At 67.3% G+C, this 13,689-nt stretch carries 10 protein-coding genes; all 10 read left to right on the top strand.

What is annotated here, in order from left to right:
• Positions 1 to 98: 98 nt before the first annotated feature.
• The 10 genes from hisI to CIK76_RS08155 all read left to right on the top strand — a co-directional run bounded on the left by hisI (position 99) and on the right by CIK76_RS08155 (position 13,637).
• The gene (hisI, locus tag CIK76_RS08200; RefSeq protein WP_096285251.1) at positions 99 to 500 is read left to right on the top strand and encodes a phosphoribosyl-AMP cyclohydrolase; all 402 of its coding nucleotides are present in this window, start codon (positions 99 to 101) and stop codon (positions 498 to 500) included.
• Between the two features lie 75 nt (positions 501 to 575).
• On the top strand, positions 576 to 2,138 hold the full coding sequence (locus CIK76_RS08195; protein WP_096285249.1) for an anthranilate synthase component I: 1,563 nt from the start codon (positions 576 to 578) through the stop codon (positions 2,136 to 2,138).
• Complete coding sequence (locus tag CIK76_RS08190) at positions 2,135 to 2,719, top strand: Trp biosynthesis-associated membrane protein (protein ID WP_176484134.1); 585 nt, start codon at positions 2,135 to 2,137, stop codon at positions 2,717 to 2,719. Before CIK76_RS08195 ends, CIK76_RS08190 begins: the two co-directional genes overlap by 4 nt.
• 146 nt (positions 2,720 to 2,865) lie before the next feature.
• Positions 2,866 to 3,114 (top strand): HGxxPAAW family protein, encoded by a 249-nt coding sequence (locus tag CIK76_RS08185; protein ID WP_096285244.1) that lies wholly within the window; start codon positions 2,866 to 2,868, stop codon positions 3,112 to 3,114.
• A 1-nt stretch (position 3,115) separates the two neighbouring features.
• On the top strand, positions 3,116 to 3,940 hold the full coding sequence (trpC, locus tag CIK76_RS08180; RefSeq protein WP_096285242.1) for an indole-3-glycerol phosphate synthase TrpC: 825 nt from the start codon (positions 3,116 to 3,118) through the stop codon (positions 3,938 to 3,940).
• A gap of 86 nt (positions 3,941 to 4,026) precedes the next feature.
• Positions 4,027 to 5,289: a tryptophan synthase subunit beta gene (trpB, locus tag CIK76_RS08175; RefSeq protein ID WP_096285240.1), complete on the top strand. Its 1,263-nt coding sequence runs from the start codon at positions 4,027 to 4,029 to the stop codon at positions 5,287 to 5,289.
• Positions 5,290 to 6,072: a tryptophan synthase subunit alpha gene (gene trpA / locus CIK76_RS08170; protein WP_096285238.1), complete on the top strand. Its 783-nt coding sequence runs from the start codon at positions 5,290 to 5,292 to the stop codon at positions 6,070 to 6,072.
• A 2-nt stretch (positions 6,073 to 6,074) separates the two neighbouring features.
• Positions 6,075 to 7,052 carry a prolipoprotein diacylglyceryl transferase gene (gene lgt / locus CIK76_RS08165; protein ID WP_096285236.1) on the top strand — a complete coding sequence of 326 codons (978 nt, stop codon included), beginning with the start codon at positions 6,075 to 6,077 and terminating at the stop codon, positions 7,050 to 7,052.
• Positions 7,053 to 7,567: 515 nt separating this feature from the next.
• Positions 7,568 to 12,175, top strand: a complete 4,608-nt coding sequence (gene gltB, locus CIK76_RS08160) for a glutamate synthase large subunit (protein WP_096285313.1) — start codon at positions 7,568 to 7,570, stop codon at positions 12,173 to 12,175.
• Positions 12,168 to 13,637, top strand: a complete 1,470-nt coding sequence (locus CIK76_RS08155) for a glutamate synthase subunit beta (RefSeq protein WP_096285234.1) — start codon at positions 12,168 to 12,170, stop codon at positions 13,635 to 13,637. Before gltB ends, CIK76_RS08155 begins: the two co-directional genes overlap by 8 nt.
• Positions 13,638 to 13,689: the final 52 nt, after the last annotated feature.

Raw genomic sequence — 13,689 nt, 5'->3', positions numbered from 1 at the left:
CGTAATCATCCGCGGGTGTCGCCAAGCGGTTGCGATTGGCTCTAAGCGGTGCGTCACGCTCGGGAGCTGAACGCGGGAGACCCAGTATGCTAAAGGGGATGTCTACTTCTCAGAGCGGCTCGAATCCGAGCCCCGAACCAGAAAACCTCGACCCGCAGATCGCGCAGCGCTTGAAGCGCGATGCGAACGGGTTATTCGCCGCGATCGTGCAGCAGCATGACACCGGGCTGGTGCTCATGCTCGGCTGGATGGACGACGAAGCGCTGCGCCGCACGCTGTCCACCGGGCGAGTCACGTTCTACTCACGCTCGCGCCAGGAATACTGGCGCAAGGGAGATACCTCGGGGCATGGGCAGTACCTGAAGTCCGCCGCCCTGGACTGCGACGGCGACGCGTTGCTGCTGATGGTCGACCAGGTGGGAGCCGCCTGCCATACCGGCACCGAGTCCTGCTTTACCGACCGCCAGCTGCCCGCCACCGTCGGCCACCGCCCCGAATAGTCCGGGCTTGCAGCCCACGAGCGCCCCGGCAAGCATCGGGCGTCCGCAAAGTTTACGCGTTTGAAAAGAAGCTGAATGAAAACCCTAGGCAAGATTTCCCCTTCCCGCGAGGCCTTTTTGGCCATGGCACCCAACCGCCGCGTCATTCCGGTCACCATCTCGGTGCTCGCCGATTCGCTGACCCCGATCGGCTTGTACCGCTCGCTGGCCGGTGGACGGCCCGGCACCTTCCTGATGGAGTCCGCCGCCCCCGGCGGGGTGTGGAGCCGGTACTCGTTCGTGGGGGTGAACTCGCCCGCGACGCTGAGCACCCGCGGCGGAGAGGCCTACTGGCAGGGGCATGTACCCGAGGGGCTGCCCACCGGCGGGGTGAGCGTGGACGTCCTGCGCGACACCGTGCGCGCGCTGCATACCGAACCGGTCCCGGGCATGCCGCCGCTGACCGGCGGCATGGTCGGCTTCATCGGCTGGGAGTGCGTGCGCCACTGGGAGCGCCTGCCCAATCCGCCGGTTGATGACCTGAACATCCCCGAACTGAGCATGAACCTGGTCGCCGACATGGCCGCGCATGACGCCACCGAGGGCACCGTGACGCTGATCGCCAATGCGATCAACTTCGATGGCCGCGAAGAGCACGCCGAGGCGGCCTACGATGCCGCGGTGGCGCGGCTGCAGAAGATGCTCGACCAGCTCGGCACCCCGCTGGACTCCACGGCCATCACCCTGCAGGGCACCGACGTGCCGCGCGAAACGCTGATGGAAGCGGTCAGCCACTCCTGGGCCGAAAACGAGTATTTGGAGGCGCTGGCGAAGGCGAAGGTGGCCATCGTCGACGGCGAGGTGTTCCAGATCGTCGTCTCGCGCCGCTTCGAGCTGGAGACCAAGGCGGACGCGCTGGACGTCTACCGGGTGCTGCGCGCGACCAACCCGAGCCCCTACATGTACCTGTTCAACTTCGAGAACGAGGACGGCGAACCCTTCCAGATCGTCGGCTCCTCCCCGGAGGCGCTGGTCACGGTCAACGACGCGCATGTGGTCACCCACCCGATCGCCGGATCCCGCCCGCGCGGGGCGAACTACGAGGAAGACCAGCTGCACGAGAAGTCGCTGCTGGCCGACGAGAAGGAACGCGCCGAGCACCTGATGCTGGTGGACCTCTCGCGCAACGACCTCTCCCGCGTGTGCCAGGCCGGCACCGTGGAGGTCACCCAGTTCATGGAGGTGGAGCGCTTCAGCCACATCATGCACCTGGTCTCCAACGTGGTCGGCAAGGCCCGGGAGGACGTCGACGCCTACGATGTGCTCGCCTCCACCTTCCCGGCCGGCACGCTCTCCGGGGCGCCCAAACCCCGGGCGCTGCAGCTGCTCGATGAGTACGAGCCCTACCGCCGCGGGGTGTACGGCGGCGTGGTGGGCTACCTGGACTTCGCCGGGGACATGGACATGGCCATCGCGATCCGCTCCGCGCTGCTCAAGGATCACCGCGCCTACGTCCAGGCTGGCGGCGGCATCGTGAACGATTCGAATTTCGCCGACGAAGCCCTGGAAACCGTCAACAAGGCCGCCGCCCCGCTGCGCGCGGTGTGGGCCGCCGGCTCGATGCGCCCAGCCAATACCGAAACTGGTGGAACCAAGTGAAAAAACATCTCACCGCCCGCAATACCGCACTGCTCGGCATCCTCGGGGCCCTGGCCGGGCTGTGGACTGCCACCCGCACCTGGGTGGTGGTCCAGGTCGAATCCGGCACCGTGCAGGTCCCGGAGATCATCGTCGACGGGTCCACCGCCGCCGCCTCGGTCACCGCGCTCTGCGTGGCGGTGCTCGCCGGGGCGCTTGCGCTGCTGATCGCCGGGAAGATCGCCCGCTACCTGATCGGGCTGATCACCCTCCTGGCCGGCATCGCGGTGATCGCCGCCGGAGTCAATGCGGTCACCAACCCGCAGGCGGCGGCCGCCGGCGCGGTGGCCGAGGCCACCGGGCTGACCAGCGGCGCCGGGCAGTACACCGTTTCGCTCTGGCCTTCGCTGACCGTGGTGGCCGGGGCGATCATCGTGCTGCAGGGAATTTTGGTGCTGATCTATTGCGGCGGGTGGAAGAAGAACTCGAAGTACGACCGGGAGGTCTCCGTGGCCCCCGCGGCCAAGGACGCGCAATCGCGCGGGATCTCCGACTGGGAGCAGCTCTCCAAGGGTGAGGATCCCACCAGCGGCCAGCAATAGGTGATTCGGCCCACCGGGACGCAACGAAGCGCCGTGGAATAGGCCATCATCAAGTCCAAGTGGCAGAATAGTAAGCGAAGTCCATCGCGCCGACCGGTCCGCCGGGGCGGCGCGCAACCTGAAGAGCAAAAGGGAGACATCCAGCAATGTCGCAGAACACCGAGATCGACCCGGTCTACAACGAAGAAATCGGCCACGGCAACTCGATCGCAGCCTGGGCCTGCGTCGGCACCATGATCGTCGGTTCGATCGTCGGCGGCGTCGCCTTCGCGTTCCACAACGCGGCCATCGTCTACGCGGGCGCGGGCATTATGGTGCTCGGCCTGATCGTCGGCTGGATCATGAAGAAGGCCGGCTTCGGCGTGGGCGGTTCGCGCAGCGGAGCAGCACACTAAATTGACTGTTCTTGATGACATCATCGCGGGCGTCCGGGAAGACCTGGGCGCCCGTCGCGCCATCACCAGCCTCGCGCAGGTCAAGGCCGCCGCGGCCGCCATGCCGGAGGCTCGCGATGGCTTCGCGGCCCTCGGCGGCCAGGCCGGTTCCGCCGCGCGCGACACCACGCTGCGGGTGATCTCCGAGGTGAAGCGCAAGTCCCCGTCCAAGGGCGCGCTGGCGCAGATCCCCGAACCTGCGGTGCTCGCCGCTGAGTACGCCGCCGGCGGCGCCTCGGTGATCTCCGTGCTCACCGAACAGCGGCGCTTCGGCGGTTCGCTGGCCGATTTGGACGCGGTCCGCGAGGCGGTCTCGATTCCGCTGCTGCGCAAGGATTTCACCGTCGACGAGTACCAGATCTATGAGGCCCGGGCGCACGGCGCGGACCTCGTATTGCTCATTGTTGCGGCGCTGGATGATCAAACGCTCTCCGCTTTCCTAGAATTGACCCACAAGCTGGGAATGAACGCGCTGGTGGAGACGCACACCGAGGAAGAAATCGCGCGGGCCGTGAAGGCCGGGGCGAAGATCATCGGAGTGAACGTGCGCAACCTGAAGACCCTCGAGGTGGACGTGGCTACCTTCGGCGCGTTGGCCCCGTTGCTGCCAAGCGACGCGGTGCTCATTGCCGAGTCGGGTGTCGAATCGGCCGAACAGGTGGAAATCTACGCTGCGGCCGGGGCGGACGCGATCCTCGTCGGAGAGGCGCTGGTCAAGCACGCCGACCCGCAAGCCACCGTCGCGGAGTTCATCGCGGCGGGTACCGCAGCCAAGCCGGCGCGCTAGGCGAACCGGACCCAGATCTTCGGTGCCCGGCCAGGGTCTGCTTCCTGGCCGGGCACCGCTAAAAAATTCAAGAGAAGAGGGAATCGATGAACGCATCGGATGACTCGCTGAAACATGCCAGCGGACCGTACTTTGGGCAGTACGGTGGACGCTGGATGCCCGAATCGCTTATGGCGGCCATGGACGAGCTGAACGAGACTTTCGAGGCGGCCAAGGCCGACCCGGCGTTCATCGAAGAGGTCAAGGAGCTGAACCGCAGCTACTCGGGCCGCCCCTCGCTGCTGACCGAGGCGAAGCGCTTCTCCACCGAAGCCTGCGGCGGGGTGCGCGTGTTCCTCAAGCGCGAGGACCTGAACCACACCGGCAGCCACAAGATCAACAACGTGCTCGGCCAGGCGCTGCTGGCCAAGCGCATGGGCAAGACCCGCATCATCGCGGAGACCGGAGCCGGCCAGCACGGCGTCGCCTCGGCCACCGCCGCGGCCCTGATGGGCCTGGAATGCGTAGTCTACATGGGCGCCGAAGACACCCGCCGGCAGGCGCTGAACGTCGCGCGCATGCAGCTGCTCGGCGCCACGGTGATCCCGGTGACCGTCGGCTCCCAGACCCTGAAGGACGCGATCAACGAGGCGCTGCGCGACTGGGTCGCCAACGTGGGCAATACGCACTACCTGCTGGGCACCGCCGCCGGCGGGGCACCGTTCCCTGCCATGGTGCGCTACTTCCATGAGGTCATCGGCGAGGAAGCCCGCGAGCAGATCATCGCGCAGGCCGGGCGCCTGCCCGATGCGGTCACCGCGTGCATCGGCGGCGGATCGAACGCCATCGGCATCTTCCACGGCTTCCTGGACGACAAGGAGGTGGAGCTCTACGGTTTCGAGGCCGGCGGCGACGGCGTGGACACCGACCGCCACGCGGCGACCATCACGCTGGGCAAGCCCGGGGTGCTGCACGGGGCGAAGAGCTACCTGATGCAGGACGACGATGGGCAGACCATCGAGTCGCACTCGATCTCCGCGGGCCTGGACTACCCGGGCGTCGGCCCGGAGCACGCCTACCTGGCCGACATCGGCCGCGTGCGCTACGAACCGGTCACCGACACCGAGGCCATGGATGCGTTCAAGATCCTGTGCCGCACCGAGGGCATCCTGCCGGCGATCGAATCCGCGCACGCGCTGGCCGGAACCATCCGCCTGGCTGCGCGCAAGCTCGCAGCGGGCGCGGTCCCCGAGGAAACCATCATCATCGCAAACCTGTCCGGCCGTGGGGACAAAGACGTGTCCACCGCCGCGCAATGGTTCGGCATGCTCGATTCCGAGGCCGCCGAGAACACCCCGGAGGGCAAGTAAATGTCGCGTGTCACTAGTGCAGAAAAGATCGCCGCGGCGCGTGCCGAAGGCCGCCCGGCGCTGATCGGCTACCTGCCCGCGGGCTTCCCGGACGTGGAAACCAGCATCGAGGCGGCCGTCGCGCTGGCCGAAAACGGGGTGGATGTCATCGAGATGGGCATCCCCTACTCGGACCCGGTGATGGACGGGCTGGTCATCCAGGAAGCGACCAACCACGCGCTGGCCAATGGCTTCCGCGTCGCGCAGATCTTCGACATCGTGCGCGGAATCACCGAACGCACCGACGCCGCGGTGATGGTGATGACCTACTGGAACCCGGTGCTGCGCCTGGGCGTGGACGAGTTCGCCCGGCGCTTCGCCGAGGCCGGCGGGGCCGGGCTGATCACCCCGGACCTGGTGCCCGATGAGGCCGCCGAATGGCAGGCCGCAAGCGAGAAGTACGACCTGGAACGGGTGTTCCTGATCGCACCGAGCTCCACCGAGGCGCGCGTGAAGCAAACCGTCGCGGCCTCCTCCGGGTTCGTCTACTGCGTTTCGCTGATGGGTGTCACCGGTGCGCGCAGCGAGGTTTCCTCCGCCGCGCAGGCAGTGGTGGACGCCGCCCATGCCGCCGGCGCCGCGAACGCCTGCGTCGGACTCGGCGTTTCGCGCCGCGAACACGTCACCGAGATCGGCGGCTACGCCGACGGGGTCATCGTGGGCACCGCGCTGGTCGCCGCGCTGCGTGACGGGGGAGTGCCCGCCGTGGGCCGCCTCGCCGCGGAGCTGAGCGGACGGGCCTAGGCATGCTCCCGGTCTCCATCCCGTCTCCGCCCGAGGAATTTTCCAAGCTCTCCCTGGGCCCGCTGACCATCCACGCCTACGCGCTGTGCATTTTGCTGGGCATCGTACTGGCGCTGTGGCTCACCGGGCGGCGCATGCGTGCCCGTGGCGGCGACTCGGACATGCTCTGGGACATCGTCATCTGGGCGATCCCTTTCGGCATCGTCGGCGGCCGGCTCTACCATGTGCTGATCACCGACCCGATGTACTACTTCGGGCTCGGCGGGCAGCAATCGCACTTCGCCGAGATCCCGCAGCTGTGGCTGGGCGGACTGGGCATTATGGGTGCGGTCTCGCTGGGCATCGTCGGCGCCTGGATCGGCTGCCGGCGGACCGGGGTGCGGCTCTCGGCCTTCATCGACGCCGTCGCCCCCGGCGTGCTGCTGGCCCAAGCCGTGGGCCGCTGGGGCAACTGGTTCAACCAGGAGCTCTTCGGCGCGCCGACCACCCTGCCCTGGGGACTTGAGATCGACCCGGAGCACTACAATTTCCCGGCCTCGCTGCCCGCCGAGACGCTCTTCCACCCGACCTTCCTCTATGAGTCGCTGTGGAACCTGCTGGGCGTGGTGGTGCTGCTGGCCTTGGATAAGAAGTTCGCGCTGCGCCGCACAGCGTTGTTCTGCTGCTATGTGATTTGGTACGGCATCGGCCGGACCTTCACCGAGTCGCTGCGCCTGGACGCGGCGGAGATCATCAGCATCGGCCCGCTGTCCCTGCGCATCCACCAGTGGCTGGCCATCGCCCTGGTCGTCTTCGGCTCCCTGGCGCTGGCCTACGTGCTGGCGAAGCTGCGTGGCGAAGGCAAGGATTCGCTCTTCCTGCCCGGGCGCGAGCCGGCGGCCCGCGCCGCGGCGGCGGGCACCGACGCTCCGTCGAACGGCACGTCGCAGAGCAACTCAGAGCAGCAGATCACGAAGGACGACGAGCACCCGCCGGGCTGATCGCGGAGCTGCATCCGCACCTGAAACGGGGATCGAAAAACACCAGCGCGTGTTTTTTCGGTCCCCGTTTCGGCGTTAACGCAGGACTTTTTTGCCCCTTGGGCGGGCGGTACGCAATCTGCGCGAAACATTTAAAATCGGCACAACCCCGGACGAAACCATGGAAACGGCCAGCGCCGCCACGAATAAACCTGCTTTTTAGCTGGCGCTGCGCGTGACCGTTTTAACATTTTCGAAACAAAACCGCGCGAAAGCGGGAAACATAGGGGGCGTAAGGTGAATCTACGCACCTCTCCGGGAGTCCACACCCCATGACCCGGGCGAGGCGCAGGAACCACAACGCGGTGGATCCTTCAACCTTCGAAGCAGCGCACCCGCTCGGCCATACCCCGCCGGCGGCGCAGCTGGCCACGAGGTTAAGGCGACCGGTGGCTGACGCACCTTCGAGAATCCCCAAGGTGGGAGCCGGTTCGCCTTTTTCCGCCGCATGAACCACGAAAGGCACGCTCATGAGCATGACCGGAGTCCAGTTGAACGCCTCGCCCGGATTTGGCGAGGCCGCCCCCTCGCCCTATACCCGATTCGCGGCAATTCCGCCGGCGCAGGGTCTATACGACCCGAGCGCCGAAAAGGACGCCTGCGGACTGGCGATGATTGCATCGCTGAAGAACCACCCAACTCATGAGATCGTCAGCCACGCGCTGACCGCGCTGCGCCGCTTGGAACACCGCGGGGCCATCGGCGCCGACGAGGGGACCGGCGACGGAGCGGGCATCCTGCTGCACCTGCCCGATGCCTTCCTGCGCGCCGTCACCGAATTCGAGCTGCCCGCCCCCGGGCGCTACGCGGTCGGCATGGGCTTCCTGCCCGCGGCGCAGAACGAGCTGGAGTTCGCCAAGGCCGAACTCGAAGAGCTCGCCGCCGAAGAGTCGCTGACCGTGCTCGGCTGGCGCACCGTCCCGGTGAATCCGGAAGTGCTCGGCGCCTCCGCCCGTGCGGTCATGCCGCATATCACCCAATTCTTCGTCGCCTCCAGCGCGGCCTCCGGCGAGCTCGACTCCCGGGCCCTGGACGCGGCGGCCTGGCGCATCCGCCGCCGCGCGCACAATAAGATCGGCGTCTACTTCGCCTCCTTCTCCGCGCAGTCCATCGTCTACAAGGGCATGGTCTCCACCGCGCAGCTCGAGCCGTTCTTCCCGGATCTGTCCGACGAGCGCTTCACCAGCCGCTGCGCCATCGTGCACTCGCGCTTCTCCACGAACACCTTCCCGTCGTGGCCGCTGGCCCAGCCCTTCCGCACCATCGCGCACAACGGCGAAATCAACACCGTCAAGGGCAACCGCAACTGGATGCGCGCCCGCCAGTCGACCCTGGAATCCAAGCTGCTCGGCGAGGTGCCCGAGGAGCTCTTCCCGATCTGCACCCCCGGCGCCTCGGACTCCGCGAGCTTCGACGAGGTCGCCGAGATGCTGATGCTCTCGGGGCGCAAGGTCACCGAGGCGATCATGATGATGATCCCGCAGCCCTGGGAAAACGACACCCAGATGGATGCCGACCTGCGCGCCTTCTACCAGTACCACTCGATGCTCATCGAACCGTGGGACGGCCCAGCGGCGGTCTGCTTCACCGACGGCCAGCTGGCCGGCGCGGTGCTGGACCGCAACGGGCTGCGCCCGGCGCGCTGGTGGGTCACCGACGATGACCTGGTGGTGCTCGCCAGCGAGGTCGGCGTCATCGACATCGCCGAGGAGCATATCGTCTCCAAGGGCCGCGTGGCCCCGGGCAAGATGTTCGCCCTGGACCTGAATGCCGGACGCATCGTGGATGACGCCGAGATCAAGGCCGAGGTCGCCGCCGCGAAGCCGTGGCGCGAATGGGTCGGGACGAATATCAAGTCCCTGGAGGACTTCCCGGACCTGGAGCATGTGCGCCATAATTCGGCCTCCGTGCTGCAGCGCCAGCTGACCTTCGGCTACACCGCCGAGGAGCTGCGCATGCTGCTGGCCCCGATGGCCACCACCGGCGCCGAGCCGCTGGGCGCCATGGGCACCGACAGCCCGATCGCCGCGATCTCGCAGCGCCCGCGGCTGCTCTTCGACTACTTCACGCAGTCCTTCGCCCAGGTCACCAACCCGCCGCTGGATGCGATCCGCGAGGAGCTGGTCACCTCGATGCGCACCTCCATCGGACCCGACGGCAACCTGCTCTCCCTGGACCGCGTGGCGCAGACCCAGATCGATCTGGACTACCCGGTGCTGACCAACGACCAGGTCGCGAAGATCGTGAACCTGCGCGACGCGTCGGGTGCCAAGTACTCGCTGAAGGTCCGCGGGCTCTACCGCCCGGCCGGCGGCGAGTCCGAACTGCGCGCCCGGCTGCAGGAAATCTGCGAAAAGGTCTCCGCGGCGGTGAACCGCGGGGTGCGCTACATCGTGCTCTCGGACCGCGATTCCTCCGCGGCCTGGGCTCCGATCCCATCCCTGCTGCTGACCTCCGCGGTGCACCACCACCTGCTCAAGAGCTCGACCCGCACCCGCGTGTCGCTGATCATCGAGTCCGGCGACGCCCGCGAGGTCCACCACATCGCGCTGCTCATCGGCTACGGCGCCAGCGCCATCAACCCGTACCTCGCGCTGGAAAGCGTCGAGCAGCTGGCCGAGGAAGGCTCGCTGCCGGGCATCACCGGGCAGGCCGCCGCCGCGAACCTGATCAAGTCCCTGGGCAAGGGGGTGCTGAAAATCATGAGCAAGATGGGCATCTCCACGGTGTCCTCCTACTGCGGGGCGCAGACCTTCGAGGCCGTGGGGCTCTCCCAGCGCGTGGTCGACCAGTACTTCACCGGCACCACCACCAAGCTCTCGGGCATCGAGCTGGACGTTGTCGCCGCCGAGGCCGCGGCCCGCCATTCTCGCGCCTACCCGGAGCACTCCGGGGCGAGCCAGCCCAACGAGCTGGAGGTGGGCGGGGAATACCAGTGGCGCCGCGAAGGACCGCCGCACCTGTTCGACCCGCAGACCGTGTTCCGCCTGCAGCACTCCACCCGGACCCGCCGCTACGACGTGTTCAAGGAGTACACCAAGGCCGTCGACGACCAGGCCTCCGAGCTGAAAACCCTGCGCGGGCTGCTGAAGTTCAACACCGAGTCCATCACCCCGATCCCCATCGACGAGGTGGAGCCGGTCAGCTCGATTGTCAAGCGCTTCGCCACCGGGGCGATGAGCTACGGCTCGATCTCCGCCGAGGCGCACGAGACCCTGGCCATCGCGATGAACCGGCTGGGCGGCAAGTCCAACACCGGCGAGGGCGGCGAGGATCCCGAGCGGCTGCTCGATCCGGTGCGCCGCAGCGCCGTGAAGCAGATCGCCTCGGGCCGCTTCGGGGTGACCAGCCTGTACCTGACCAACGCGGACGACATCCAGATCAAGATGGCCCAGGGAGCGAAGCCCGGCGAGGGCGGCCAGCTGATGAGCCAGAAGCTCTACCCGTGGATCGCCAAGACCCGGCACTCCACCCCGGGCGTGGGACTCATTTCCCCGCCGCCGCACCACGACATCTACTCGATCGAGGACCTGGCCCAGCTGATCCACGACGCGAAGTGCTCCAATCCGGCGGCGCGCGTGCATGTGAAGCTGGTCTCCGAGTCCGGCATCGGCACCGTCGCGGCCGGCGTGGCCAAGGCGAAGGCCGACGTCGTGCTGATCTCCGGGCACGATGGCGGCACCGGCGCTTCGCCGATGAATTCGCTCAAGCATGCGGGTACCCCGTGGGAGATCGGCCTGGCCGAGGCGCAGCAGACGCTGATCCTCAACGGGTTGCGCGACCGCGTCACCGTGCAGGTGGACGGCCAGCTGAAAACCGGGCGCGACGTGCTCATCGGCGCGCTGCTCGGCGCCGAGGAATTCGGCTTCGCCACCGCCCCGCTGGTGGTTTCGGGCTGCATCATGATGCGCGTGTGCCACCTGGACACCTGCCCGGTGGGCGTGGCCACGCAGAACCCCGCGCTGCGCGAACGCTTCAGCGGCAAGGCCGAATTCGTGGTGAACTTCTTCGAGTTCATCGCGCAAGAGGTCCGCGAACTGCTCGCCAGCCTGGGTGCGCGCACCCTGGAGGAGGTCATCGGCCGGGTGGAGCTGCTCAGCGGCGCGCAGGACGGCGCCCACGACAAGGTCCAGTCCCTGGCCCTGGGCGCGATCACCCACGTGCCCGACGTGGAACTCACCGCACGCCGCCGCCGGATCGGCCAGGACCACGGTCTTGACAAGCATCTGGACCAGCGGCTCTTGGCCGCCGCCGCGCAGACCCTGGCGGACCGGATCCCGGTGGTGATCGACGCGGACATCGTGAACACCGACCGTTCGGTGGGCACGCTGCTCGGCCACCACGTGACCAAGACCTTCGGGCTCGAAGAACTGGCCGCGGACACCATCCGGGTGAACCTGGCCGGGCGCGCGGGCCAGTCCCTGGGCGCCTTCCTGCCCGCCGGCATCACCCTCGGGCTCTCCGGCGACGCGAACGACTACGTCGGCAAGGGGCTCTCCGGCGGACGGATCGCTATCCACCCGCCGCGCACCACCCTGTCCAGCCCGCAGGACCAAGTGATCGCCGGAAATGTGGTTGGCTACGGCGCGACCAGCGGCGAGATGTTCATCAACGGCATGGTCGGGGAACGGTTCGCGGTGCGCAACTCGGGCGCCACGATCGTCACCGAAGGCATCGGCGAACACGGCTGCGAATACATGACCGGCGGCCGGGTGCTGATCCTCGGCGCCACCGGACGCAACTTCGGTGCCGGGATGTCCGGCGGCATGGCCTGGGTGCTGGACTTCGAGGAGAGGAACCTGAATCCGCTGGCCGCCGCGGCCGGCGATCTGCTGGTCCGCGGAATCGACGAGGCCGAGGCGCAGGCGATCCACGCGCTGCTCACCGAGCACATCGCGCTGACCGCCTCGCCGCAGGCGCAGCGCCTGATCCTGGATTGGGAGCAGACGCGCCAGCGCTTGACCAGCATCATCCCGCGCGATTTCGCCGCGGTTGAAAATATCCGTGCCGAAGCGGCGGCCGCCGGAGAGAATCCGGATTCGCCGCAGGTATGGGACAAGATTTTGGAGGTGACCCGTGGCTGATCCACGCGGATTCTTGAAGGTGACCGAACGCGTCACCCAACCCAAGCGCCCGGTGCCGGTGCGCCTGATGGACTACAAGGAGGTCCTTGAGCGCCAGCAGGCCGGCACGCTGCAGCAGCAGGCCTCGCGCTGCATGGACTGCGGCATCCCGTTCTGCCACCAGGGCTGCCCGCTGGGCAACCTGATCCCGGAGTTCAACGACCTGACCTATCGCGGGCGGATGGACGATGCCGCGGCCCGGCTGCTGAGCACCAACAACTTCCCGGAACTGACCGGAAAGCTGTGCCCGGCCCCCTGCGAGGCGGCGTGCGTGCTGAGCATCAACCAGCCCGCGGTCACCATCAAGCAGGTCGAGGCCGAGCTGGCCGAGCACCTGATGGACGCCGGGGACTTCGTCGCGCAGCCACCGGCGCGCCACACCGAGAAGCGCGTGGCCATCGTCGGTTCCGGTCCGGCCGGACTGGCTGCCGCCCAGCAGCTGACCCGGGTGGGCCACACCGTGGCGGTCTACGAGCGCGATGAGCAGATCGGCGGCCTGCTGCGCTTCGGCATCCCGGACTTCAAGCTGGAGAAGCAGGTCATCGACCGCCGGCTGGCCCAGATGCGTGAGGAGGGCACGATCTTCCGCACCGGCATCGAGATCGGCAAGGAGATCAGCTGGGATCAATTGCGTCGCGATTATGACGCGGTGATTGTCGCCACCGGCGCCACCATCCCGCGTGAGCTTCCCATTGAAGGCCACGACCTGGATGGGGTGCACCACGCCATGGAGTTCCTCACCGAGAACAACCGCGTGGTGGCCGGAACGCTGGACGCTGCGCGCATCGATGCGAAGGGCAAGCACGTGATCGTGCTCGGCGGCGGCGACACCGGATCGGACTGCATCGGCACCGCACTGCGCCAGGGAGCCGCCTCGGTGACCACCTTGGCCATCGGGCAGAAGCCGCCGACCGAACGCGCCGACGCCCAGCCGTGGCCGACGATGCCGCTGCTCTTCGAGGTGCAGTCCTCGCATGAGGAGGGTGGCGAACGCAGCTATCTCGCCTCGACCGTGAACTTCGTTTCCGGCGCGGGAACCGAGCAGAATAAGGTGATCGGTGTTACAGTTGCAGAGACAGAATTCGTTGCTGGCAAGCGCCTGCCGAAGCCTGGAACCGAACGCGTTATCAAAGCGGATCTGGTTCTCCTGGCTCTAGGCTTCACCGGTCCGGAACCTTCCGGGCTCGATGAGCAGCTCGGCATCGAATTCGACAACCGGGGCAACGTCGCCCGAGATGGCTACTACATGACGAACTCCGAATCGGTGTTCGCCGCCGGAGATGCCGGTCGGGGGCAGTCGCTGATCGTCTGGGCTATCGCCGAAGGCCGCGCTTGCGCCGCCGGAGTCGATAAGTTCCTGATGGAAACGACGAACCTTCCTGCACCAGTTGCTCCAACAGATAGAGCCATCAGCATCATTTGAGTGGCATAAGCTTTGATGCGGCGAACCCGAACGGGTTCGCCGCATTTTGCCT

The sequence above is a fragment of the Glutamicibacter sp. BW80 genome (genome assembly GCF_002332385.1).
Taxonomy (GTDB): Bacteria; Actinomycetota; Actinomycetes; order Actinomycetales; family Micrococcaceae; genus Glutamicibacter.
This window is presented reverse-complemented; position numbering and strand designations above follow the sequence as displayed.